Raw genomic sequence first — 22,808 nt, 5'->3', positions numbered from 1 at the left:
GTCCTCCTAGACCTTCTCGCCGCTGATTTCCTCGTCGGTCAGATAACAGGCCGGATCATGAGCCCAGAAGTCGTCATAAAATGCTTCGGCCCTGGCCCGGAAGTTTCCGCCGCAGATGTTCAGGAAGCGGCAGGTGGCGCAGCGGCCCTTTACATGCGGACGCTTGTCTTTAAGCTTGTGCAGGAGCTCGATCTTCTCGTCCACCCAGATCTCGGAGAAGGGGCGTTCCAGAATATTGCCGAAGGTGTGGTGGCGCATGAACTGGTCCGCGTGCACGGCGCCGTCCCAGGAGATGCAGCCGATGCCGCGTCCCGAGGAGTTGCCTTCGTTCATTTTGAGCAGCTCCATCACTTCGGCCGCGCGCTTGGGGTCTTCTTTCAGCATACGGAAATAGACGTAGGGGCCGTCGGCGTGGTTGTCCACGGTCAGCACTTCTTTGGGCTTGCCTTTGTCGTGCAGAGCCCGGGTGCGGTCCATGATCAGATCGACCACGGCGCGGGTCTCGGCGTGGTCCAGGTCTTCCTTGATCAGTTCGGAGCCGCGGCCGGAATAGACCAGGTGGTAAAAACAGATGCGCGGCACTTCCAGGGCTTCTACCAGATCGAAGAGGTGTGGAATTTCCGCCGCGTTGCGTTTGTTGATGGTGAACCTCAGGCCCACTTTGAGTCCTTCGGCCTGACAGTTTTCCACACCTTTAAGAGCCAGTTTGTAGGAGCCGGTCACGCCGCGGAACTGGTCATGCACGGCCTCGGCGCCGTCCAGGGAGATGCCCACGTAGGACAGACCCACTTCTTTGAGTTCCCGGGCCTTGGCCTTGGTGATCAGCGTCCCGTTGGTGGAGATGACCGCGCGCATGCCCGTCGAGGTGGCGTATTTGGCTAGGTCCACCAGATCTTCGCGCACCAGGGGCTCGCCGCCGGAGAAGAGGATGACCGGCGCGCCGAATTTGGCCAGGTCGTCGATCATGGCCTTGGCCTGATCCGTGGAAATGGGGTCTTTGTGATTGCTCGGCTCCACGGCGTGGGCGTAGCAATGCACACATTTGAGATTGCAGCGCTGGGTCATGTTCCAGACCACAACGGGCTTTTTGTCCTTGGCGAACTGCAGCAGGTGAGATGGGAGTTGGGCGGAATTGCGTCCGTAGCGCAGGGCGTCGGAAGGTTCCACCGTGCCGCAGTATAATTTCGAAATACCGATCATGGTTGCCTCATGTGAACGCTGGGGTTCGTCGGGGTGATGCGAGCCCGGCCGCACCGGAAGGCGCGGCAGGGTCCGGAAAAACGAGAAAGCCGAAGGCTTGTCCTAATGGTTGCCATTGTCAAGTCAAGGGGTGAAAACGCCTACTGCAGGGTGTGGGTGGGAGGATCGGCGCTCATAAGCGATGTCGTGCCGTCTTTTGAATCCTTGGCGCCGGGCTCGGCCCGTGGTGCCGGATTGACCGCGCTGACGCGGGGTTCAAGGTGGTCTTCGGGCTTTTTCACGGCCGTGCGCCACCAGGCTTTGAAATTGCGCATCAGATCCCTCCGGTCAGCAGCGTCAGAACAATGGCGACGGTGATGGCCAGGAGCATGGGCAGTATGAGGACGGCCAGCACCTGCTTGTTCGTGGCGCCGTGCACATGGCGCAGCCCCAGGAATTTGTATACGACCACGCCGATCATGGCCAAGGGCAACCCGATGTACGGGACGATCATGAGCAGCATGGGCGCCGCGCTGTAGGTCCCGGCCCGGAAGGTGCCCTCAAAGCCCTTGGTGTCCGCCTTGAAGAGCCGCAGGAAGAAGTGGTTCATGGCGGTGTCGAGAAACAGGAAGACACAGACTTCAAGCGGGTACAGAATAAGGGAAAGAGCCGCCTGCAACGTGTTGTCCAGATTTTCGGTCAACGCGCTCGGAGGGATGATGCCCAAAAGCTGCCAGATTGATTGGGACAGGGCCACGGCCTGGACGATGATCAGGAAAAAAAGCAGGGGTTTGACGATCCCATATCCCACGGGCATGGCCGAGAAAAAAATCCTGGGGTTGGCGAGTACTTCCAGGAAGGTCTGGACGAAAGCGCGTGGATAGCCGGAGTCGACGCGTTCCCACAGCGGCAGGGACGGCTCCGGCCGATGCTCGGCATAGGAGCCGCCTTCCTCGTCATCTTCTTTCAGCGCAGACAGTTCGTTCCACAGGTCTTCGTCATGCGGCGGCGCGGGCGCGTCGACGTGCTGCGTGGTTTCCTGCTCAGCCTGAACGGGACCCGACGCCTTTTCCGGCGTGTCCTGAATTTCAGGCTCTATTGCTGGCGCTACGGGTGGTGAATCGGTTTTTGGTTCAATATGTTCGACTGGGGCTACTTCCCGGAATTTGAAGCGATGTTGGCATTTTGGACAGGTCGCCATGACCGCTTTGGGAGGTAGCTTCTCTTCGTTGATAGCGCGTCCGAATCCGCACTTTGGACAGGTGATATTCATGGTAAATGCGTTCTCCTCTTGCGAGAAGGCTGATACCTGCTCTTGTCTCGATTAGCAACCGCCGGGGGTTTTGGCGGATACAAAGAGATCGTCGAAGAGGTGCACGAAGAAGGCGACAATGATTACGCCGCTGTAATCCATGGGGCTGTCGGAATCGAATTCGCCGAGCATGTGGTCCGTGAATTCAGGTCTGAAATACCCTTTTTCGCGGACGGTGGCGGCAGAGAGCACATCGCCGATCATGTCCCGGAACATGCGTATGAACCATTTGCCCGGAGGGGACAGCGGCTGTTTGCGGCGCTGGCTGATGGCCGGGGGCAGGAAGGTTCGAAAGCTTTTTTTAAGCAGGTACTTCTCATTGAGGCCGCGCATCTTGAAGTGGCTGGGCAGGGAAAAGACGTACTCCACCAGCCGGTGATCCATGAACGGCGAACGCAGCTCGACGGAGTTGGCCATGCTCATGGTGTCGGCCAGGGCCAGGGTCAGGTTTGGCAGGCGCATCTTGGTTTCCAGGTACAGGGCCTGGTCCAGGAGTGACCGGGATCCCGGAACCACGGGTAATTCCTCGTCCCGTTCGCCGATTATGGGCAGAAGGCGGTTCACGAAGGATTCGCTCATGAGCTGGTTCTTGAACTGGAAAGCCTGGAACCTGTAGGGCAGAGCCGGGTGCGCGGCGGGATATCCCTTCAGCATCGCGTACTGCATCCAGGCCTGCTGCGGCGTGGAAATGCCGGGAAAGACCCGGCGCAGCAGGTTCGCGCGGCCAACAGTTTCGTTTCTGCCGATGAAGTTCATGAGCTTTACGAGCTTGAAATAGTCATATCCGCCCAGGATTTCGTCGGCCCCGTCACCGGACAGGACCACTTTGAATCCCATGTCCCTTATTTGCCTGGATAAAAGATAGAACGGAAGATTCAGAAGGGTGACCAGCGGGCTCTCCAAATGCCAGACCAGTTTCTCGATTTCCTCCTGGGCGATGGCGCAGAAAAATTCGTGGTGGCTGGTGCCGAACGAGCTTGAAACCATGCGCGCGAAATGGCGTTCGTCATAGCCCGCGTCCTCGAAGGCGATGGAGAGGGTGTGGACAGGGGCGTTTGAGAGGTTCGCATAAAGGCCGGTCACGCTGCTGGAGTCGATGCCGCCGCTTAAGTAGCAGGCCACGGGCACATCGGCCACGAGCCGGTCGCGCACGGCTTCGACCAGATGATGGCGCAGGCCCTCGGCGGCTTCATCTTCGGAGATTGCCGAGACCGGGCTTTCCATGGGGATGTCCCAATAGGGGGCGGTTCGCTGCCCGTTGCGGCCGGCGAGCAGGGTGTGGGCGGGCAGAACCTGATGGATTCCTTGCAGAAATGTGTCGGGGGCCAGGTTGAATCCGTAGTCCAGCATCCGGTCCATGGCCAGGGGATTCATGCGGCGCGGCACGCCCGGGAAGTGCAGGATGGACTTGATCTCCGAGGCGAAGATCAGTGTTCCGTCGGGCAGGAGCGTATAAAAAAGCGGCTTCTTGCCCATGCGGTCCCGAGCCAGGAAAAGGGTCTGCTCCCGTGGGTTCCAGACCGCGAAGGCAAACATGCCGACCAGGCGGCGCAGACATGTGTCGCCCCACTGCAGGTAGGCCGCGAGCAGGACTTCCGAGTCCGAATGCGTGCGGAAAACATGGCCAAGACTGGCAAGTTCGGCCCGCAGCGGCTGGTAGTTGTAGATTTCGCCGTTGAAGACCAGAACCGCGCCGGATGGTTCGTGGATCACAGGCTGGTTGCCCCCTGCCAGATCTATGACGGAGAGCCGCCTGTAGGCCAGGGCGCAGCAACGGTCCTGGAACAGGCCCTGGTGGTCCGGTCCGCGATGGGCCAGGGCCTGGGCCATGGACGCAAGAACGTCGCGTTGAAAAGAGATTCCGCTGGGGTTGAAGAAGCCGGCTATGCCGCACATGCGTGTTTTCCCTGTTGAGGTGTGGTCTGGGAAATCGTCTGCAGAATGCGTGCCTTACATGCCGGCCAGGGCAGGGCGGTCCTGCCTATCTGGCGTAATAGGAAGCAGCTTTGGGAGGCGCCTGGTAAGCCTGGTTGTTCGAGATTTCCGAAAAGGCTGATCTGAAAGCAGACAGGATTCCGATCACCTCGTCCACAATCCCGGTATCCATCTTGAGGTTGGCCTGCAGCAGGCGGGTGTTGCAGTACATGTAGAGCTTGTGCAGGTTCTGGGCGATTTCTCCGCCTTTGTCCGTATTCAGGGAACCGTCGAGTTCCGCGATGATATCGAGAGCCTGGGAGATGAGGATACCCTTTTTGGCGTAGTTTTTTGCCAGAATTTCTTCCTTGGACTGTTCCAGAAAGGTTATGGCTCCGTCGTAAAGCAGAACCACGAGATGGCCGGGGGTTGTGGTGGTGACCTTGGTCTGCATGTAGGCGTTGGCGGCTTTGTGCACTGTGCGAACTCCTTTCTATGACTTGCTGGACAAACTGCTGATTTGCGAGCTGAGTTGTGTGGATATGTTGTCGTAGGTGCCGAGAACGGCTTCCAAATTGGCAAAACGCAGGCGCAGGTTCTTCTCCAGGAGAGCCAGGCGGCGTTCTTCATAAGCGATCTTGTCGTCGATGGAATCCATGATGTCCTGATAGTTGTCTTTCAAGACTTCGAGGGTTCCGGTCGTTGAGTCCGTCAACCTTTTGAGTTCGTCGATCAGTTCCTGGGTTTTGCCGGATTTGATCTGGGCCGAACCGGAATATGTGCCCGCCGTAAGGTTGATGACTTCAAGGGAAAGGCCTCGCGCCGCGTTCCCGTCCCCTGTGGCCACGATCTTTGTGCCGTCGATGCTGGCCGGAAATCCGTTGATGCTGGCGGATGTTATGTCGCCGCCGGCGCCCACGGTATAGCTTACGGAGTATTCCCCGGCTTGCGTGATGCCCTTGATGGAGGACTCGAAGTTGAAGTTCGAGGATTCCACCGCAACGCCGTCCACCATTTCCTTGGTCGAAGGATAATTGTCGGCGCTGAAGAGGCGGGCCACGGCGTCGGGGTCGGTTTTGAGGGCCGCGGTAAAGGCGCCGGAGTCGAAAACCAGCAGGCCGAAGGTCGCGGAGCCCTGGCTGGTGTCCGTGGTGATGCCTACGCTGCCCAGGGAGACCAGTGGGTCCATGTCATAGTCGAATCCCACGCCCTTTTCCGCCAGGATATTTTTGAGCTTCTGCTGAATCATCTGCATGCCGTAGTTGCCGGTCAAAAGGGAACCGGAAACATTTTCGCCAACGGTGGTGACCTGGGTCTGGTCCTTGATCTCCTGCAGCACGGAATTCACCGCATCGACAAAGGTCTGCACTTTCGCGGTGACCGCCTGCGGGTCGAGGCTGGTGGTGATGGTCGAACTGCCTATGCTGGCCAGGTTCATGGTCACGCCGGAGACGATATCGGAAATGGAATTGGTGCTGCGTTCGAAGTAGCCGTCGGTGGCACCCTGGATCTGCGCGAAGGCTCCCGGTTGCAGGGCGCCGACCGTGGTCCCGGGGGAACTTATGATGGAAATCTGCTTGTCCGAGCCCGCCTCGCCCGTCAGGGTCAGCTCGACATTGCCGGATACGTCTGCGGCCGTGGCCATGGAGAATCCGACTGCGGTGTTGATTTTTCCGGCCAGCGAGGCGTAGGTGTCCGCAGCAGTCACATCAACGGAATACAAGGTGCCGTCATAGGCGAGCTTGAAGGTTCCATCGGTGGTTGTGATAGTATCCGCGGTTGTTTTGCCGGTGAAGGTGGCTTTGAGTATATCCTCGGAGGGGGTGGGAGGATCAAGAGGGAAGCCATCGACCCGAAGCCTGGCATTGCCGGCATTCTGGGTTTCGATGAATTGACCTTGTGCGAAATTCGTCAGCAGATTGGCCGAGGTCGCGCTGTTGTCGACGATGAAATCATTGCCCGCGCCCAGGTTCATGCCACGGATCTGGAGCCTGTATCCGCTGCCGTCGTTGACCACGCTTGCGCGTACATAATTGCGATTGTCCGCGTCGGAGTTGATGAGGCTGGCGAACTGGGTCAGGGTCGTGGTGCTGGTGACGTTGACGGTGACCTGCCGGGAACCGGCCGTGAAGACAAAAGCGCCCGCTGCGCCGTCGCTTATGATTTTGTCCGGGGAGGAAAAAATTACCGACCCCATGTGCATGTCGTTGGTCGCCAGGGAAAGCACATCCACTTGGTGGGTACTTTCTTCCGCGGTGCTGCCTGCCGTGGCGGTTAGGGCGGTGGTGTTGGAAGAGACCGCGTTCTTGGTCAGAAATTCGTCCGTGGTGTTCATGGAGTCCAGGGACGTCTTGAGGGAGAGCATGTTCGAAGAGAGCGAGTCAAAGGCGTCGCTCTTGGCTTCCCAATCAGACCGCCAACTCTCGAGCCGTTTGGTCCTGACTTGCTCGATCTCGATGAGTTTGGTGATCATCGAGTCGAAGTCCGTCCCGGAGCCGAGGCCCGTGAAACGGATGGATCCGGAAGCAAGCGAAGTGGTCAGGTCATCAGCCATGGCGTTCCTCTGGTGCGTTGGATTGGGCGAATCTACTCACGCTTCGAGCAAACCTGGTGCCAGAATCAACACTATCGAGTTAAAAAGGCCGGGCCGCTTTTCGCAACCCGGCCGCAAGCGAGGTTTTTCAGGTTACTGAGATTATGCGCCCATGAGCTGCAAGGCCATCTGCGGCAGGGAGTTGGCCTGGGAGAGCATGGCCACAGCAGACTGGGTCAGGATCTGGTTGCGCACGAAGTTGGTCATTTCCGTTGCGATGTCGGCATCGGAGATCCGGGACTCGGCCGCCTGCAGGTTCTCGGCCTGGATCTGCAGGTTGGTGATGGTGTTCTCAAGCCGGTTCTGCAAGGCACCGAGGCTGGCGCGGATGTTGTCCTTGGAGGTGATGGCCGCGTTGAGAGCCGCCAGAGCTTCCTGCGCACCCTGCTGGGTGGAGATGCTGTAGCCGCCGGAGGCTACGCCGTGCGTGCCGTTCGCCTTGGTTCTGTCGGAAGCGTTACCCACGCCGAGAGCGGAGGCGGTGGAGTTGCCGATGGCGATGTAGTAGTAGTCTTCCGCGGAATCGTTGCCCGTACCGAAGTGGATCTTGAGCGGGCCCGTCGAGGCCAAGGCGCTGCCGTCGTGGCTGCTCGCCCAGCTGGAGACTCCGGTGGACGTAGCTGAGAGATTGCCGTTCAGCAGGTAAATGCCGTTGAAGTCCGTGGCGTTGGCGATTCGGGTGATTTCCGAGGCCATCTGCTGGTACTCCGAGTCGATGATCAGGCGCTGGTCCGAGTTGTAGGTGCCGGTGGCCGCCTGGGTCGCCAGTTCCTTCATGCGGATCAGCTTTTCGTCGATGACGCCGAGCGCGCCGTCCGCAGTCTGGATCATGGAGATGGCGTCGTTGGCGTTTCTGACACCCTGGTTCAGGGATGCGATATCCGCACGCATGAGCTCGCGAATGGCGAGGCCCGCAGCGTCGTCGGCGGCGGTGGTGATGCGCAGGCCTGAAGACAGGCGGCTGACCGATGTTGACAGGTTCCCGTACGCGCTCGCCAGGTTGCGGTTCGCGTTCATGGCCATCAGGTTGTGGTTGATTACGAGTGACATAAAAATTCCTCCTTGAAAGATTAGCGGCTTCCTTGCCTTTGGATCGAGCAGTTTGCGGGCCTTGCTCTTTGGTCTTGATGAGTGAATCGGCAGGAAGAAGATTTTCTTTAGAAGAATTTTGTCCGACATCGCATGTCGGACGAGATTATTCGAAATCGGGGATGTGCTTGCGGGCCTCGGCGGCCGGAATGCCGCGCGAGGCGGCGATGGAGACCAGATTGTCCTCGGCATCGGATTTGCGCAGGTACAACGGCTGAGGGGGGTGGCTTGAGTATGCGGCCGCGCACGCCGCAGCGAGCAGAGCGGCCGGCATGGGCGTGTCGAGAATCTGCGGCAGGGCTATCGTACCCGGCAGAGTAAGAAATTCGGGATTCTTTCGCAGGCCGCTGCCAAGCAGGAAGATGCCTGCCGGGCGTGCCTCAAGCTGTTCGTACGCCAGGGCTACGGGCAGCGGACGGACAGGGGTCAGGGGAGCGCCCGCGTCAAAACCCTGGATGTAGACCTGCCCCTTGCGGGCGTAGGTCAGAACCCAGAGTTCCCCGCCCTGCGCAAAAGGGCCGGCCTGGGCGGCCAGAATATCTGGATAGTGCAGCCCGGCCATGGGGATGGCGTGCGGGCGGGACAGTCCGTGCATGGCCGCGTGGGCGATGCGCAGGCCCGTGAATGAACCCGGGCCTCGCACGCAGGCGATGCCCGCCAGGTCGCCGGCACGTATGGCCTGTACCCGCAGCGCCCGCTCGATGGCCGTGGGCAGGTGACGGATGGACTGCCCGGGGCAGTGGACCTCTTCGCTGAACATGACCTCCCGGGCCGTGCCAAGGACAACCTGAATGCGTTCCTCGGCGCAGTTCAGCGCGAGATACCGGCTACTTGAAGTGTCGGAGGATATCATTGAATGTGGCCAGGACCATGAGCATGAGGAGCAGCATCATGCCGATCTTCAGGGCAATGTGCTGCACTTGTGGGCTCAGGGGTTTTCCGGTGATGGTTTCCAGAAAGAAGAAGAGGATATGTCCGCCGTCCAGAACCGGGATGGGCAGCAGGTTCAGGATGCCGAGGTTGATGCTGATCAGCGCGGTCAGGGCCAGCAGGTTGACCATGCCGTTTTGCGCTTCCTTGTGGATCATCTCGGTGATGAGAATGACCCCGCCCATGTCCGACACGGGGATGACCCGCTCGATGAGTTTGACGATACCCATGACCATCAGCCCGCTGACTTCCCAGATCTGGCGCGCGCCCTGAACCGCGGCGTCGACAATGCCAAGCTCGCGGCTGAGGAGTTCGCCCTTGGGCGCGATGCCGAGCATGGGCATGGTTTTGACTTCGCCGAACAGGTTGCGTTTTTCTTGCAGCCTCGGAGTGACCTGTACGGAAAAGAGCGCCGTGTCTCGTTGCACGGTCAGGAGCATCGGACCGCCCTCATTGGCCTCGATGCGCTCGACCAGATCGTCCCAGATTGCGATCTGTACGCCATCGATCTCGATGATGTGGTCTCCGGGCACGATGCCGGCTTCTTCGGCCGCGCTCGAGTTGGTCACCTGCCCGATGACGGGAAGGAGCTCCTGCACGCCCTGACTGTAGGCCAGACCCCAGAAAATGAACCAGGCCAGGATAAAGTTGAACACGGGCCCGGCCAGCACGACCAGCATGCGCTGCCAGGGCGGACGGCGTGAAAACGACTCCTCCGGGCCAAAGCCTTCGGGAAGTTCGGCATCCACGGATTCGCCGACGAGCTGCACGTAGCCGCCCAGGGGAAAAGCGCAGACCCGATAGTCGGTCTTGCCCCGGGTGAAGCCGAAGAGGCGCGTCCCGAATCCCAGGGAAAAGACGCTCACGCCCATGCCCATGCCGCGCGCGACCACGAAGTGTCCAAGCTCATGAAAGAAGATCAGTCCGCCCAGGACCACAACCACCGCCAGTATACTGGTTACCATTCGCTCTTTCCTATGGCCTCTTCGGACCGAGTTCGTGTTTGCGCATCGAGGTCCAAAATGTCCTCCAGATCATGCATGGAGGTCAAGGAATGTTTGCACAGCATGTGTTCGATAAGCCGGGCAATTCCAGGGAAGGAGATGCGACCGTCCAGGAAGGCCTGGACTGCGATCTCGTTGGCGGCATTGAGCACCACCGGATGACTTGGGCCGGCGGCAAGGGCTTCCCGCGCGAGGCCAAGACAGGGAAAGCGCAACAGATCGGGGGCCTCGAAAGTCAGGGTGCCGATCTTGGCCAGATCGAGCCGCTCAAGCCCGATGTGGAGGCGGTGGGGATAGCCCAGGCAGTAGCCGATGGGGATCTCCATGTCCGGCATGCCCAGGTGGGCCAGTTGCGAGCCGTCTTCGTATTCGACCAGGGAGTGGACGATGGATTGGGGATGGACCACCACGTCCACCTCGTCCAGGGACGCACCGTAAAGATGCACGGCCTCGATGATCTCAAGTCCCTTGTTCATCATGGTTGCGGAATCGATGGAAATTTTTGCGCCCATGGACCAGTTGGGGTGTTTCAGGGCCTGGGCCGGGGTCGCGGCCTGGATCTCCTGCAGGCTTTTTGCGCGAAACGGTCCGCCCGATGCGGTCAGGATCAGGCGGCAGGCTTGCCGGCCGTCATGGCCTGCATAGGCTTGAAACAGGGCGTTGTGTTCCGAGTCCACGGGAAGAATGACGGCGCCGCTGACCCGGCAGGTTCGGCGGAAAAGGTCTCCGGCCAGAACGAGGGCCTCCTTGTTGGCCAGGCAGAGCACTTTGCCGGCCCGCGCCGCGGCCAGCGCGGGCACCAGCCCGGCCGCTCCGACCTGGGCGGCCAGGATGAGATCGGCCTCGGGCAGGGTGGCCATGGCCGTGTACCCTTCCTGTCCCACGAGGATGCGCGGGGCGTATCCGCCGGGAAGCAGGGCGCGCAGCTCTTCGGCCTTGGCCTCGTTCAGGACGCCCAGATACGCCGGACGAAACGTTTCGGCCTGCCTGGCCAGGAGTGCCACGTTTCTGGCTCCGGCCAGGGCTACGACCTTGAGGTCGCCAGTGTTCTTGGCCACGACCTTGAGCGCGCTTGTGCCGATGGAGCCGGTGCTGCCCAGAATGGCGAGGGTGCGCTGGCCGGGGCGGTCGAAAACCGGAGACGAGAGGCCCGAGATGTACTTCATGGTTTTGCCTCAGGCGAAAAAGGAAAACAGGGCGGCCAGTCCGCAGTACAGAGGGAGGGTGAAGAGCAGGCTGTCGATGCGGTCCAGAATGCCGCCGTGACCGGGCAGAATCCTGCCGGAGTCTTTGATCCCGCGCCAGCGTTTAAGGGCGGACTCGAAAAAGTCGCCGATCTGCGCGGCAATGTTCAGGCCGGCACCGAGCAGGGCGAAGCGTGTCCAGGAGGCGGTTCCGAAAGCAATGCCCATGGCGGCGCAGACGATGACGCTCAGGCACAGGCCGCCCAGGCTGCCGGCCCAGGTTTTTTTCGGGCTGACCGAAGGCCAGATCTTGGGCCCGCCGATCAAGCTGCCCGCGTAATAGGCGCCGGTGTCGGCGGCGAAGGTGGTCAGCAGCACGAGCCCGATCTCCGGGGCGGAGATGGTCCGGAACAGACGCAGGATAAAGGGCAGGTACAGAAGTCCGAAAAGCAGAATCTGGCTGTCCTGAAAGGCGTCGGGAGATTTTCCCCGGTCATGGGCGATCAGGAACGACACGGCCACGCCAAGCATGGCCACGCAGACCAGCGCCCCGCCGCTCCATGCCAAAGGGGCCCAGACCATGCCCAGGGTGAAGATCAGGCCCAGGGCCTTCCAGACGGGCTTCTCCCGGCCTGGCCAGAACATGGCGTAGAATTCCATGAGCCCAAGGCCGGCCACGGCTGTTATGCCGATGCTTAAGACCGGGTCGCCGCTGTAGATGGCCCAGCCCAGCAGTGGAAGCAGCAACAGGGAGGTCAAAACGCGCTTGAAATGAGGGCTTATCATGCGGACTCCTCTCCCGTCGTTCCGAAGCGGCGCTGACGGGACGCGTACTCCGCAAGCGCGGCTTCAAGCTGCGGGGCATGGAAGTCCGGCCAGGCCACGTCGGTGAAATAGAGTTCGCTGTAGGCGCTCTGAAACAGCAGATAATTGCTCAGCCGCAGTTCGCCGCTGGTGCGCAGGATCAGGTCCGGATCGGGCATGCCGGCGGTGTAGAGCTCATCCGCGAACATTTCCCCGGTCAGCTCCGAAGGTTTGACCTGCTTTTTCAGCAAGGCCTGGCAGGCGCGCAGGATTTCAAGGCGTCCCGAGTAATTGAGGGCCAGGTTCAGCGTCATGGCCGAGCAACCGGCCGTCTTCTCCATGACGTGGCGCAGCACCTGCCGGGTGGGCAAGGGCAGTTCGTCCAGATCCCCGAGCACGTTTAGGCGGATGGACTGTTCCAGCAGGGAGGGCAGTTCTTCGGTCAGGAAGTCTTTGAGCAGGCCAAAAAGGAAACCGACCTCCTGCTTGGGCCGCGACCAGTTTTCCTTGGAAAAGGTGTAGAGCGTAAGGTAGGGAATGCCGAGTTTTCGGCATTCCTTTACGATTTCGCGGGCGGTTTCGGTGCCGGCCTTGTGGCCGTCGCTGCGGTCAAGGCCCCTGGCGCGGGCCCAGCGGCCGTTGCCGTCCATGATGATGGCGAGATGATTGATCGGTGGCATGGACTGGATCTAGATCTCCATGATTTCCTTTTCTTTCTCGGCCAGGACCGCATCAGCCTTCTTCACGAAGTTGTCCGTGGTCTTCTGGACCTCATCCTGGGCCTTGTGCAGATCGTCTTCGCTGATTTCCTTGGCGGTGTGCATTTTCTTCAACGCGTCGTTGACGTCCCGGCGCACGTTGCGGATGGCGACCTTGGCCTCTTCCGTATATTTCTTGGCCATCTTGACCAGGTCCTTGCGGCGTTCCTCGGTCAGGACCGGGATGTTGATGCGGATGGCCCGGCCATCGTTGATGGGGGTCAGCCCCAGGTCCGACTTCATGATGGCCTTCTCGATGCTGTTGAAGGCATTGCGGTCCCACGGGGAGATGGAAATGGTGCGGCTGTCCGGGATGGATACGGACGCGACCTGATTAAGCGGTGTCGGGGTGCCGTAGTATTCAACCCGGATGCTGTCGACCAGTGCCGTGGAGGCGCGGCCGGTGCGCAGCTTGGAAAAATCCTTTTCCAGACTGTCGATGCTTTTCTGCATCCTGTTCGTGCAATCCTGTGTGTGCTTTTCCATGTCATTCTCCTTGAACAATTGTTCCGACTTCTTCGCCCCTGACCACCCGCTGGATGTTGCCGGGTACAAAGAGGTTGAAGACCCCGATGGGGAGTTTGTTGTCCATGCAAAGGGATATCGCTGCGGAATCCATGACTTTGAGGCGACGCTGCAGCACGTCCAGATAGGTCAGCCTGTTGAACATGACTGCGTCGGAGTGCTTTTCGGGATCCTTGTCATAGACGCCGTTGACCCTGGTGGCTTTGAGGATGGCCTCGCATTTGAGCTCCATGGCTCTGAGCGCTGCCGCCGTGTCCGTGGTGAAATAGGGGATGCCCGTTCCGGCAGCGCAGATGACCACGCGGCCTTTTTCGAGGTGACGGATGGCGCGGCGCCGGATGTAGGGCTCGGCCACTTCCTTCATGTCGATGGCGGTCATGACGCGGGTCGTGATGCCCAGTTTTTCCAGGGCGTCCTGTACCGCCAGGGCATTCATGACCGTGGCCAGCATGCCCATGTAGTCGGCCGAGGCGCGGTCCATGCCCTTGGAGGACACGGAAATGCCGCGAAAAATGTTGCCGCCGCCGATGACCATGCTGAGCTGCACGCCCATGGAGGCCGCTTCGGCAAGCTCTCGACAAATGGACTGGATGGTCTGGGGTTCGATGCCGAAGCCCTGCTCTCCGGCCAGGGCCTCTCCGCTCAGCTTGAGCATGACTCTGCCGTATCGGAGTTTCTCCATGGATAGGTACCTCTTGGGTAAGCGGTGAACGAAAAGGAGGCAGGGCTGCCCCAAGCCTCCTTCTCGGATGATCGTATATCCATTTCGCGCACCCGCTGCAACAGGAGGCGTGAAGCGGGGCAGATGCGAAGTTTGACGATCTGAGGGCCAAAAAAAAGGGCCTTGCGGCCCTTTGCTTATGCGCCGATGGCGAACCGGAAGAACCGGACAATCTCGGCATTTTTTCCAAGAAGATCCTTGATGGTCTTTTTGTCGTCTTTGATGAAGAGCTGCTCGCGCAGACAGACTTCCTGGTAGAATTTGCGGATGCGTCCCTCGACGATCTTCTCGGCGATCTGGGCCGGCTTGCCCTCTTCCTTGGCCTGGTTCAGGTAGATTTCCTTTTCCTGGGCCAGGGTTTCGGCCGGGATCTGATCCGGGCTGACGCACAGGGGATTGGCGGCCGCGATCTGCATGGCCACATCCTTGGCCACCTCAGGGCTGACCTGACCGGACAGTTCGACCAGGACGCCAAGCTTCTTGGTGGAATGGACGTAGGTACCGATGGCGCCTTCGCCGGAGAAGGCCACGTAAGCCAGGCGGCCTACCTGCATGTTCTCGCCGATCTTGCCGATGAGGCCGGTCAGGTCGGAGGCTTCGGCAGGCAGATCTTCCACCTTGTCGGTCTTCTTTTCCAGGGCGAGGGTGGCCAAGCCTTCGGCCAAGGCGGTGAATTCCTCGTTCTTGGACACGAAATCGGTCTCACACTTGAGTTCGCTCATGGCCGCGGATTTGCCGTCGGCTGCGACGATAACGGTCACCAGACCTTCAGAGGTGGCCCGGCCGGCTTTCTTGGCAGCCTTGGACAGCCCTTTTTCGCGCAACCAGGCAATGGCTTTTTCTTCATCGCCATCGCATTCGGCCAGTGCTTTCTTGCAATCCATCATGCCTACGCCGGTGCGTTCGCGCAGGTCCTTAACCATCGCTGCAGTGATGCTCATCGTATTATACCTCTTCGTCTGTATCTACGGATTCCGGCTCTGCGGAACCGACAGGGAGTTCGACTTCGGGAACCTTGTTGGCCTTGGCTTCGACAGGAGCGTCCTTGGTGCTGGCGGCGCCTTCCATGCAGGCATCGGCCATTGCGCCGGCAAAGAGCTTGATGGCGCGGATGGCGTCGTCATTGCCCGGGATGATATAGTCGATCAGGTCGGGGTCGCAGTTGGTGTCGACCACGGCCACGATCGGGATGCCCAGCTTGCGGCATTCCTTGACGGCGATCTCTTCGCGGTGCGGATCGATGATGAAGGCGGCCGCAGGCGGCTCTTCCATGTCCTTGATGCCGCCGAGGGTCAGGTTCAGCTTGGTGACTTCACGTTCCATGCGCACGACTTCTTTTTTCAGGAAGCGGCTGACGGAGCCGTCTTCGAACATGCCTTCAAGCTTTTTCAGGCGGGTGATGCTGGTGCGGATGGTCTGGTAGTTGGTCAGCGTGCCGCCCAGCCAGCGGTTGGTGACGTGGTACATGCCGCAGCGCTCGGCTTCGGTCTTGATCACGTCCTGCGCCTGGCGCTTGGTGCCGACAAAAATGATCTTTCCGCCGCGGGCCACGGTATCGGCGATGAAATCGTGGGCCTTGCGGTACAGCTTCACGGTCTGCTGCAGGTCGATGATGTGGATGCCCTTGCGCGCGCCGAAAATGAAGGGGCGCATCTTGGGGTTCCAGCGGCGGGTCTGGTGGCCGAAGTGGACTCCGGTCTCCAGCATCTGTTTCATACTTACATAAGCCATGGTAATCTCCTTGGTTTTATTCCTCCGCCCGCAGGAGCCCGAATGGGCCAAACCAAAAATGCGGACGTGTGGAGTGTTTGAGAACTGAAGTCGGTACGCGAGTGCTTTATCCTTGGCAAGAAAAAATTATACCCGGGCGATGAGGGGAATGACGATGGGGTCGCGTTCCAGGACCTTGCGGAAAAAGCGGCGCAGGGAGGACCTGATTTTCTCTTCCAGCTTGTAGGCCTCGCAGCCGGGGTTGCCTTCCATGACATCTAATATGATGCACTTGGCGTCTTCAAGGATGTGGGAGAAATGCTGTTCAAAGATGAACCCCTTGGACTGGATGCTGGGGCCGAAGACGATGGTCCCGAATTCGTCCTGCACCAGGAGCACAATGACGAGCCCTTCGCCGCCCAGGATCTGGCGTTCCTTGAGCACGCTCTGGCCTACGTCGCCCACGCCCTTGCCGTCGACCAGGATGGACTCCGCGAAGACCGCTTCCTCCAGACGGATGCCCGACGTGGACAGGGTCACGGGGTGGCCGTTCTCCAGGATCAGCGCGCGTTCCGGCGCGATGCCCCGCGAAACGGCCAGTTCGGCGTGCTTGAAAAGGTGGCGGTATTCGCCATGCACCGGCACGAAAAATTTGGGATGGACCGTGTCGAGCATGATCCGCAGCTCTTCCTTGTGGGCATGGCCTGAGGCGTGGATGGCCTGCACTTTTTCGTAGAGTACGCTAGCCCCGTGCCGGTAGAGGTCGTTGATGACCCGGGTGATGGCCCTGGTGTTGCCCGGGATGAAGCGCGAGGACATGATCACCGTGTCGCCCTTATGGATGTTGATCTGCCGGTGCTCGCTCCGGGCCACGCGGCTCAAGGCCGAAAGGGGTTCGCCCTGGGAGCCGGTCAGCAGAATGACGATCTTGTCGTCGTCAAGATAGGCCAACTCCTCCATGTCGCAGGAATTTTCGCGGTTGAACCGCAGATGCCCGAGATCCTTGGCAACGTCGATGTTGGTGACCAGGCTGCGCCCGGTGAAGGCCACCCTGCGCCCGTGCTTGGCCGCAAGGTCGAAAATTTCCTGCATGCGCTGGATATGGGTGGCGAAAAGGGTGACCAGAATGCGGCCCTTGGCTTCGGCAAAGACTTCATCCAGAGAGTCCTGGATTTCCTGTTCCGTCAGGGAGAAACCTTCGCGTTCCACGTTGGTGGAGTCGGAGAGCATGAGCAGCACGCCCTCGCTTGAAAATTTGGCGAAGGCGTCAAGGTCGGTGGCGTGCCCGCCCTGGGGGTTGCGGTCGATCTTGAAATCGCCCGTGTGCACGATGCGTCCGGCCGGGGTCTCGATACCGAGCCCGAAGCCCTCGATGATGCTGTGGCAGACGGGCATGAAGGTCACGGCGAATTCGCCCAGTTCGACCCGCTCCCGCGCGCGCACCGGGTGCAGCTTCACGTGGGAGTCGAGGTTGCGCTCCTGCAGGCGTTTCATCGCCAGGCGCAGGGTGAACTCGGAGCCGTAAAGTGGGACTTCCTGCAGATAGGGGACAAGCCAGGCCAACGCCCCGATATGGTCCTCATGGCCGTGGGTCAGGATGATGCCCTTCAATTTGTGCTTGCGGCTGACGATGAAATCCATGCGGGGGATGACCACGTCCACGCCATAAAGGATGACGTCCGGAAACATGAGCCCGCAGTCCACCAGGATCATGCTCTGCTCGGTCTCCAGGGCCATGCAGTTCATGCCTATTTCTCCCAGCCCGCCAAGGGGGGTGAGGGTAACGTGCGATTCGGGCATTAAGGGGGCTCCGGTTTGTTGAGGTACGATGTGATGCTCGCGCATCCTGATGGAAACTAAGGGAAGTGGGGCGCAAGGACAAGACCAAAAAAAAGCCGCTGAAACACGGCTTTTGATCCTTGTCGTGGCTGAATCACGAATCGATGAGCGCGGCAAAGTTGCGGCGGAGGTGATTTTTAGGAATCAAACGCTCGATGCAGACAAATTCGTATTTCAGTTGTTTGAGTCCCGTTGTGCGCAATATGCCGCTTTAATGACAAAACCCCCGTCAAGTGACGAGGGTTTTGAGCTGGCTTTGTCGGCATCCGGGTCCGGCCTGGGCGTCGGTCGGGCGTTTCCTGCCGCCGGGTCGGGAATGGGTCAGCCCCAGATATCCAGTTCTTGCCTGAGCAGGCTGGCCGCGATGTCCTTGCCGCTTGCCTCATACTCTCCCGCCTCGATCCTGGCCTTTACGTCGGCGACTTTGTCGGCCCTTACCCCGTCGTTTTCCTGGGCAGCCTTGAGCATGCTCATCTTGAGCCGCGCTTCATCGGAAATGGAGATACGGTCGGTGCCGCTGTCCTGATTGGCGACGGGCTTCTGGTGTTCCTGGCGCTGCTGCTCCAGATGGTCCAGTCGCGTAGACTCGTAACCGCTGAATGGTTTGATGGTGTTGATCGTCATTTTTCGCTCCTGCCGGTTATTCCGGCCGCACTGGCTTTTTCCGTCATCCGGGAGGCATGTGCCTCGGGGGAAAGCCTAGAGCATTGTTTCGTTGACCCGGGTCAAGGCAACTTCCCACAAACGGCGCATGAAAGCATCCTTTTCGCCGTTGGTCAATTCCGCGACCCCCTGGTCTGTTTTTTTCAGTATTTGAAGGCCGCTTCCGTCGGATGGATACCTGAAAAGCACGTCCTGTCCGAATTCCTTGGCCATCTGCGTCTTGATTTCACGGACTACCGGGTTTGCGGTGTCCGAGCCGATGAGGTTGTCCACAATCTCGCCTGCGACTTTTTCAACCAACTGGCGCCTTTTGGCTTCCTTGGAAATGGAAACGGAATCCTGCTGCCCGCCGCGGTCCATGTATTTTTTGAACCTGGCGATACGCCGACCGGCTTCTTGGTGCTGGTCGTACGTGCGCATCACGCTTTTGACGAGAAAGGGATTCACTGTCACAGGGCATACCTCTTATTTCACCCTATCGGCCAGTAATACGCGAACTTTAATTTTTTTTTGAAAAAACTCCGCCCACGCCCATGGCCCGGCTCCAGCGAACATTGCTCCTCTCCTTGAATACGCGGCACCTTTTGCTTACACTCTCGCAAATGGGAAAAATCATTAGCAACATAGTCATCGTCCATAACGTCGAAAATGAACTGGCGGCCAACATGGCCCAGCAAATCCGGCGCTGGCTCGTGGGTGAGGGCCGCACGGCACGGATTGTCGTGTCCTCCAAGGAGAAGGTGCACTGCGTCTCGACCTGGGGGAGTGCGGACATGATCCTGACCCTGGGAGGCGATGGGACCCTGCTCGCCGTGGCCAGGGCCGTGCAGGATCTGGGTATTCCCATTCTGGGACTCAATCTCGGCAAGGTGGGATTTCTGACGGAACTCTCTCCCACGGACTGGCGGGAAACCCTGACGCTCATTCTGCGCGGGGAATACGACATGTCCCGGCGGCTGGTCATCAGTTTTCACGTGCTCCGGCGCGGTCAGGAGTATTACCGGGGCTATGCCATCAATGATCTGGTCATCAGTTGCGGGAGCCTGGCGCGCATGATCCGGCTCGACATGTGGTACGGCACCGACCACCTGGGCACGGTGCGGGCCGACGGCATGATCGTGGCCACGCCGACCGGTTCCTCGGGCTATTCCATTTCCGCTGGCGGCCCGCTCATCTATCCGGAACTCAACGTCTTCGCCCTGACCCCCATCTGTCCTTTCCTGCACGCCTTCAGGCCCATGGTCCTGCCTTTCGAGAACGCCCTGCGCATCCTGGTCCTCGATGCCGACCCGGACGTCTACCTGACCCAGGACGGCCAGACCGGAGTGGTCCTGGCCGCCGGAGACAATATTTTCGCCTCCCGGGCCGAAAAAAGACTCAACCTGATCCGTCCCCTGCATTCCCAGTACGCAGACAAGCTCAAGTCAAAGGGGTTTGTGCGGGAGAGTTGACGATTTTCGGTCATCTATTCGATGACGCGGGCTTTTTTTGAATTTTTAAATCCGCAAACTTTTTTTAAGGACAAATCATGCACGCCTCTCTGCGTCCAGGCTCCCGTCACCTGCCGCCCGGTCTGGTCATCATTTACGAAGACCGGGATATTATCGTCGTAAACAAGCCCGCCGGGATGCTGACCATGGCCACGGAAACGGAAAAGACGCGCACGGCCTATTACGCCCTGACCGACTACGTGCGCAAAGGCAATGCCAAGTCCCGGTACAGGATTTTCATTGTTCATCGTCTGGACCGCGAAACTTCCGGGATCGTGCTCTTCGCCAAGACCGAGGTTGCCAAGCGCACCCTGCAGGACCAGTGGGAAGATACCACCAAGATATATGCCGCGGTGGTACACGGGCAGATGGGCAAGGCCTCGGGCATGCTGAGCTCCCATCTGGTCGAGAGCGGGGTGCACAAGGTCTATGCCACGCGCGACGCGGCCCTGGGCAAACTGGCCCGGACGGCCTGGACCGTGCTCAAGGAGAGGGGAGGATATTCGCTTCTGGATGTGACGCTGCTGACCGGGCGCAAGCATCAGATTCGCGTGCAGATGGCGGATGCGGGGCATCCTATCGCCGGGGACAAGAAATACGGGGTCAAAGGCGACACCTTTTCCCGTTTGGCGCTGCACGCGCGTTCCATCACTTTTGCCCATCCCTTTTCGGGCCGGAGCATGACGCTTGACGCTCCGGTGCCGAGCGTGTTCGCGCAGTTGGTGGGACGCGTGGAGGCGGAAGGCGCGGAAGAGAAAATGAGGCTGTAACGGTTCGACCGTTTACATTTCCTGACAGGTACCGACGATCTTGCCCAGAAAGTCCCGCAGGCGGGGGTTTTTGGGGTTGCTGAAAAATTCCTGCGGGCTGTTTGCTTCCTGAATCACCCCCTCATCGATAAAGATGACCCGGTCCGCCACTTCGCGGGCAAAGCCCATTTCGTGCGTGACCACGATCATGGTCATGCCTTCCGCCGCCAGCTTCTTCATGACTTCAAGCACTTCTCCGACCAGTTCCGGGTCCAGGGCCGAGGTTGGCTCGTCGAAGAGGATGACCTTGGGTTGCAGAGCCAGGGCGCGGGCAATGGCCACGCGCTGCTTCTGCCCGCCTGAGAGCTGTTCCGGATAAGCCTGGGCCTTGGAACCAAGGCCGACTTTGGCCAGCAGGTCGTAACCGAGGTGCTCGGCTTCGGCGCGGGGCATCTTGCGGACTTTGACCGGGCCGAGGATCACGTTGTCGAGCACGCTCATGTGCGGAAAAAGATTGAACTGCTGAAAGACCATGCCCGCCTCGGTGCGTACGTAATTGATGTCCGTGCGCGGGTTCATGATGTCGTGTCCGTCGACAATCACGGTGCCGGAGGTCGGCGTTTCGAGCCGGTTGATGCAGCGCAGCACCGTGGACTTGCCCGAGCCGGACGGCCCGATGATGCAGACCACCTCTCCCGAGGCCACGGTCAGGTTGACCCCCTTCAAAACTTCCAGCTCCCCGAACTTCTTGTGCAGGTTCTTTATTTCAATCATGCGCTTTTTCCGCTGGTCTTGTTAATCAGTCTGGTTTCGAGAATTTTCAGAGCCTTGGCGATGCTCATGGTCATGACCAGATAGACCATGGCCACGGCCATGTAGACCTCGAACGCCCGGAAATTGACGGCCACGATCTCCTGGCCGGTGCGCAGCAGTTCGCCCACGCCGATGACCATGAGCAATGAGGTGTCTTTGAGGCTGATGATGAACTGGTTGCCCAGCGGCGGGATCATGCGTTTGAAGGCCTGCGGCCAGATGATGTAGCGCATGGTCTGGGCCCGGGTCAGGCCGATGGAGCGTCCTGCCTCGGTCTGGCCGACATTGATGGACTGGATGGCTCCGCGCACGATCTCGGCGATGTAGGCTCCGGAGTTGATGGCGATGACGATGACTCCGGCGATGAGCGGAGGGATGCGCAGCCCCACGGCCATGGGCACGCCGTAGTAGAGGAACATGGCCTGTACCAGCATGGGCGTGCCGCGAACGAGCTCCACGTAGAGGTCGGCCAGTTTGCGTACGAGAAAGGGGCGGGCCAGCTTCATGAGCCCAGTGGCCACGCCGAGCAGAAAGCCGAAAAAAAGGCCGCCGACGGTCAGGTAGATCGTGTACCAGACTCCGCGCATGAGCATGGGCAAGGTGTCGACAACGACGCTTGGTTCGAATTGAAAGGCCATGGGTGTCTCGAAATGGAGGCAGGAATGTCCTGCCTCCAGGGATGGTTTAAGCGGAATTACTTGGGCTCGGTGCCGAACCACTTGATGTACAGTTCACGGTAGGCGCCGCTGTCTTTAAGCTTCTTGAGGGCTTCGTTGACTTTGGCGACCAGGTCGCTGCCCTTGGGGAAGCCGATGCCGTAGGACTGGCCCATGTACAGGGGGCCGACGATCTTGGTCTGTTCCTTGCCGACGGTGCGCACGAATTCGGATATTACCGGGGAGTCGAAGATGACCGCATCGGCGCCGCCGGCCATGAGTTCCATGAACATGGCGTCATTGTTGGGGAAGAGCTTGACTTCCTTGGCTCCGGCTTCCTTCTTGGCGAAATCTTCGCTGGTGGTGCCGAGCTTGGTGGCCACGATCTTTCCGGCCAGGCTTTTGACGTCGGTGATCTCGGCGTTGTCGGCCTTGACCAGGATCAGGAGGCCGGCATTGTAGTAGGGGTCGGAGAAGTCGACCACTTCGGCGCGTTCGGGCTTGATGGTGATGCCGGCAATACCGACGTCAATCTGGCCGGACTGCAGGCCGGGGATGATGCCGTTGAAGTCCATGGGCTGCAGGTCGTATTCCGCGCCGATTTCCTTGGCGATGGCGTCCCAGAGTTCCACGTCGAAGCCGGTGTGTTTGCCGCTTTCGGGGTCCTTGAATTCAAACGGCGGAAAATTGGTGTCCGTGGCCACGATCAGCTTTTTGGCTGAAGCGGTGGTCGCGCACAGGGCCAGGGCTAAAACGGCGAAAAGCAGGATGCGTTTCATGGAGCCTCCTTGATGATGGATGGGAAAAAACGGGTTTGGCCACTATGGCGGAAAATCGTCCTTGGCATGGGCCAAAAAGCCGGAAAATGCAAGGAG

Annotated in this window: 23 protein-coding genes and 1 pseudogene; 2 read left to right on the top strand and 22 right to left on the bottom strand. The window is 59.7% G+C overall.

Annotated elements, in window-relative coordinates; genetic code table 11:
• Positions 1 to 6: 6 nt before the first annotated feature.
• From ahbC to DBAC_RS11885, 19 genes are all read right to left on the bottom strand, one after another.
• Positions 7 to 1,200 carry a 12,18-didecarboxysiroheme deacetylase gene (gene ahbC, locus DBAC_RS11975; RefSeq protein WP_015774559.1) on the bottom strand — a complete coding sequence of 398 codons (1,194 nt, stop codon included), beginning with the start codon at positions 1,198 to 1,200 and terminating at the stop codon, positions 7 to 9.
• A gap of 140 nt (positions 1,201 to 1,340) precedes the next feature.
• Complete coding sequence (locus DBAC_RS19240) at positions 1,341 to 1,514, bottom strand: hypothetical protein (protein ID WP_015774558.1); 174 nt, start codon at positions 1,512 to 1,514, stop codon at positions 1,341 to 1,343.
• Entirely contained in the window at positions 1,514 to 2,452 is a 939-nt protein-coding gene (locus tag DBAC_RS11970) for a zinc-ribbon domain-containing protein (RefSeq protein ID WP_015774557.1), read from the bottom strand. Before DBAC_RS11970 ends, DBAC_RS19240 begins: the two co-directional genes overlap by 1 nt.
• A gap of 51 nt (positions 2,453 to 2,503) precedes the next feature.
• A complete protein-coding gene (gene asnB / locus DBAC_RS11965) occupies positions 2,504 to 4,387 on the bottom strand; it encodes an asparagine synthase (glutamine-hydrolyzing) (protein ID WP_015774556.1) in 1,884 nt (627 codons plus the stop codon).
• 85 nt (positions 4,388 to 4,472) lie between these two features.
• Positions 4,473 to 4,883, bottom strand: a complete 411-nt coding sequence (gene fliS / locus DBAC_RS11960; RefSeq protein WP_015774555.1) for a flagellar export chaperone FliS — start codon at positions 4,881 to 4,883, stop codon at positions 4,473 to 4,475.
• A 15-nt stretch (positions 4,884 to 4,898) separates the two neighbouring features.
• On the bottom strand, positions 4,899 to 6,959 hold the full coding sequence (fliD, locus tag DBAC_RS17990; protein ID WP_015774554.1) for a flagellar filament capping protein FliD: 2,061 nt from the start codon (positions 6,957 to 6,959) through the stop codon (positions 4,899 to 4,901).
• A gap of 141 nt (positions 6,960 to 7,100) precedes the next feature.
• Complete coding sequence (locus tag DBAC_RS11945) at positions 7,101 to 8,048, bottom strand: flagellin N-terminal helical domain-containing protein (RefSeq protein WP_015774553.1); 948 nt, start codon at positions 8,046 to 8,048, stop codon at positions 7,101 to 7,103.
• 145 nt (positions 8,049 to 8,193) lie between these two features.
• Positions 8,194 to 8,940 (bottom strand): tRNA (adenosine(37)-N6)-threonylcarbamoyltransferase complex dimerization subunit type 1 TsaB, encoded by a 747-nt coding sequence (gene tsaB / locus DBAC_RS11940; protein WP_015774552.1) that lies wholly within the window; start codon positions 8,938 to 8,940, stop codon positions 8,194 to 8,196.
• Positions 8,915 to 9,982: an RIP metalloprotease RseP gene (gene rseP, locus DBAC_RS11935; protein WP_015774551.1), complete on the bottom strand. Its 1,068-nt coding sequence runs from the start codon at positions 9,980 to 9,982 to the stop codon at positions 8,915 to 8,917. The genes tsaB and rseP overlap by 26 nt, the downstream gene beginning before the upstream one ends.
• Positions 9,976 to 11,187 carry a 1-deoxy-D-xylulose-5-phosphate reductoisomerase gene (gene dxr, locus DBAC_RS11930; RefSeq protein ID WP_015774550.1) on the bottom strand — a complete coding sequence of 404 codons (1,212 nt, stop codon included), beginning with the start codon at positions 11,185 to 11,187 and terminating at the stop codon, positions 9,976 to 9,978. The genes rseP and dxr overlap by 7 nt, the downstream gene beginning before the upstream one ends.
• 9 nt (positions 11,188 to 11,196) lie before the next feature.
• Positions 11,197 to 11,991 carry a phosphatidate cytidylyltransferase gene (locus DBAC_RS11925; RefSeq protein WP_015774549.1) on the bottom strand — a complete coding sequence of 265 codons (795 nt, stop codon included), beginning with the start codon at positions 11,989 to 11,991 and terminating at the stop codon, positions 11,197 to 11,199.
• Positions 11,988 to 12,689 carry a polyprenyl diphosphate synthase gene (gene uppS, locus DBAC_RS11920; RefSeq protein WP_015774548.1) on the bottom strand — a complete coding sequence of 234 codons (702 nt, stop codon included), beginning with the start codon at positions 12,687 to 12,689 and terminating at the stop codon, positions 11,988 to 11,990. Before uppS ends, DBAC_RS11925 begins: the two co-directional genes overlap by 4 nt.
• 9 nt (positions 12,690 to 12,698) lie before the next feature.
• Entirely contained in the window at positions 12,699 to 13,253 is a 555-nt protein-coding gene (gene frr / locus DBAC_RS11915; RefSeq protein ID WP_015774547.1) for a ribosome recycling factor, read from the bottom strand.
• Between the two features lies 1 nt (position 13,254).
• Entirely contained in the window at positions 13,255 to 13,974 is a 720-nt protein-coding gene (pyrH, locus tag DBAC_RS11910) for a UMP kinase (protein ID WP_015774546.1), read from the bottom strand.
• A 176-nt stretch (positions 13,975 to 14,150) separates the two neighbouring features.
• Entirely contained in the window at positions 14,151 to 14,954 is an 804-nt protein-coding gene (gene tsf, locus DBAC_RS11905) for a translation elongation factor Ts (protein WP_015774545.1), read from the bottom strand.
• Positions 14,955 to 14,958: 4 nt separating this feature from the next.
• The gene (gene rpsB, locus DBAC_RS11900) at positions 14,959 to 15,744 is read right to left on the bottom strand and encodes a 30S ribosomal protein S2 (RefSeq protein ID WP_015774544.1); all 786 of its coding nucleotides are present in this window, start codon (positions 15,742 to 15,744) and stop codon (positions 14,959 to 14,961) included.
• A gap of 126 nt (positions 15,745 to 15,870) precedes the next feature.
• Positions 15,871 to 17,523: a ribonuclease J gene (locus DBAC_RS11895; RefSeq protein ID WP_015774543.1), complete on the bottom strand. Its 1,653-nt coding sequence runs from the start codon at positions 17,521 to 17,523 to the stop codon at positions 15,871 to 15,873.
• A gap of 360 nt (positions 17,524 to 17,883) precedes the next feature.
• On the bottom strand, positions 17,884 to 18,186 hold the full coding sequence (flgM, locus tag DBAC_RS17985; protein WP_015774542.1) for a flagellar biosynthesis anti-sigma factor FlgM: 303 nt from the start codon (positions 18,184 to 18,186) through the stop codon (positions 17,884 to 17,886).
• 75 nt (positions 18,187 to 18,261) lie between these two features.
• Positions 18,262 to 18,678, bottom strand: coding sequence for a DVU0524 family FlgM-associated protein (locus DBAC_RS11885; RefSeq protein ID WP_015774541.1), 417 nt, complete (start codon positions 18,676 to 18,678; stop codon positions 18,262 to 18,264).
• An 80-nt stretch (positions 18,679 to 18,758) separates the two neighbouring features.
• On the opposite strand from DBAC_RS11885, the pseudogene DBAC_RS11880 reads away from it, so the two are divergent.
• Positions 18,759 to 19,604: pseudogene (locus tag DBAC_RS11880) on the top strand (NAD(+)/NADH kinase); the annotation flags it as partial.
• Positions 19,605 to 19,753: 149 nt separating this feature from the next.
• Entirely contained in the window at positions 19,754 to 20,485 is a 732-nt protein-coding gene (locus tag DBAC_RS11875; protein ID WP_015774539.1) for an RluA family pseudouridine synthase, read from the top strand.
• Positions 20,486 to 20,497: 12 nt separating this feature from the next.
• Here the strand turns inward: DBAC_RS11875 and DBAC_RS11870 are convergent, their stop codons facing one another.
• The 3 genes from DBAC_RS11870 to glnH are packed head-to-tail and all read right to left on the bottom strand — an operon-like array spanning position 20,498 to position 22,712.
• A complete protein-coding gene (locus DBAC_RS11870) occupies positions 20,498 to 21,238 on the bottom strand; it encodes an amino acid ABC transporter ATP-binding protein (RefSeq protein ID WP_015774538.1) in 741 nt (246 codons plus the stop codon).
• On the bottom strand, positions 21,235 to 21,915 hold the full coding sequence (locus tag DBAC_RS11865) for an amino acid ABC transporter permease (protein WP_015774537.1): 681 nt from the start codon (positions 21,913 to 21,915) through the stop codon (positions 21,235 to 21,237). Before DBAC_RS11865 ends, DBAC_RS11870 begins: the two co-directional genes overlap by 4 nt.
• Positions 21,916 to 21,971: 56 nt before the next feature.
• A complete protein-coding gene (glnH, locus tag DBAC_RS11860) occupies positions 21,972 to 22,712 on the bottom strand; it encodes a glutamine ABC transporter substrate-binding protein GlnH (protein WP_015774536.1) in 741 nt (246 codons plus the stop codon).
• Between the last annotated feature and the right edge of the window lie 96 nt (positions 22,713 to 22,808).

The organism is Desulfomicrobium baculatum DSM 4028 (genome assembly GCF_000023225.1).
In the GTDB taxonomy this organism is placed as follows: Bacteria; Desulfobacterota; Desulfovibrionia; order Desulfovibrionales; family Desulfomicrobiaceae; genus Desulfomicrobium; species Desulfomicrobium baculatum.
The sequence above is the reverse complement of the archived record's forward strand: the minus strand, read 5'-3'. Positions and strand labels throughout refer to the sequence as shown.

Excerpts from the sequence above, each read along its gene's own strand:
- DBAC_RS11895 (WP_015774543.1), bottom strand. The coding sequence starts at position 17,523 with ATGCCCGAATCGCACGTTACCCTCACCCCCCTTGGCGGGCTGGGAGAA.
- tsaB (WP_015774552.1), bottom strand. The coding sequence starts at position 8,940 with ATGATATCCTCCGACACTTCAAGTAGCCGGTATCTCGCGCTGAACTGC.
- DBAC_RS19240 (WP_015774558.1), bottom strand. The coding sequence starts at position 1,514 with ATGCGCAATTTCAAAGCCTGGTGGCGCACGGCCGTGAAAAAGCCCGAA.
- uppS (WP_015774548.1), bottom strand. The coding sequence starts at position 12,689 with ATGCCACCGATCAATCATCTCGCCATCATCATGGACGGCAACGGCCGC.
- DBAC_RS11870 (WP_015774538.1), bottom strand. The coding sequence starts at position 21,238 with ATGATTGAAATAAAGAACCTGCACAAGAAGTTCGGGGAGCTGGAAGTT.
- flgM (WP_015774542.1), bottom strand. The coding sequence starts at position 18,186 with ATGACGATCAACACCATCAAACCATTCAGCGGTTACGAGTCTACGCGA.
- DBAC_RS11865 (WP_015774537.1), bottom strand. The coding sequence starts at position 21,915 with ATGGCCTTTCAATTCGAACCAAGCGTCGTTGTCGACACCTTGCCCATG.
- frr (WP_015774547.1), bottom strand. The coding sequence starts at position 13,253 with ATGGAAAAGCACACACAGGATTGCACGAACAGGATGCAGAAAAGCATC.
- asnB (WP_015774556.1), bottom strand. The coding sequence starts at position 4,387 with ATGTGCGGCATAGCCGGCTTCTTCAACCCCAGCGGAATCTCTTTTCAA.
- pyrH (WP_015774546.1), bottom strand. The coding sequence starts at position 13,974 with ATGGAGAAACTCCGATACGGCAGAGTCATGCTCAAGCTGAGCGGAGAG.
- DBAC_RS11925 (WP_015774549.1), bottom strand. The coding sequence starts at position 11,991 with ATGATAAGCCCTCATTTCAAGCGCGTTTTGACCTCCCTGTTGCTGCTT.
- DBAC_RS11970 (WP_015774557.1), bottom strand. The coding sequence starts at position 2,452 with ATGAATATCACCTGTCCAAAGTGCGGATTCGGACGCGCTATCAACGAA.
- fliD (WP_015774554.1), bottom strand. The coding sequence starts at position 6,959 with ATGGCTGATGACCTGACCACTTCGCTTGCTTCCGGATCCATCCGTTTC.
- dxr (WP_015774550.1), bottom strand. The coding sequence starts at position 11,187 with ATGAAGTACATCTCGGGCCTCTCGTCTCCGGTTTTCGACCGCCCCGGC.
- tsf (WP_015774545.1), bottom strand. The coding sequence starts at position 14,954 with ATGAGCATCACTGCAGCGATGGTTAAGGACCTGCGCGAACGCACCGGC.
- glnH (WP_015774536.1), bottom strand. The coding sequence starts at position 22,712 with ATGAAACGCATCCTGCTTTTCGCCGTTTTAGCCCTGGCCCTGTGCGCG.
- rpsB (WP_015774544.1), bottom strand. The coding sequence starts at position 15,744 with ATGGCTTATGTAAGTATGAAACAGATGCTGGAGACCGGAGTCCACTTC.
- ahbC (WP_015774559.1), bottom strand. The coding sequence starts at position 1,200 with ATGATCGGTATTTCGAAATTATACTGCGGCACGGTGGAACCTTCCGAC.
- DBAC_RS11945 (WP_015774553.1), bottom strand. The coding sequence starts at position 8,048 with ATGTCACTCGTAATCAACCACAACCTGATGGCCATGAACGCGAACCGC.
- rseP (WP_015774551.1), bottom strand. The coding sequence starts at position 9,982 with ATGGTAACCAGTATACTGGCGGTGGTTGTGGTCCTGGGCGGACTGATC.
- DBAC_RS11875 (WP_015774539.1), top strand. The coding sequence starts at position 19,754 with ATGCACGCCTCTCTGCGTCCAGGCTCCCGTCACCTGCCGCCCGGTCTG.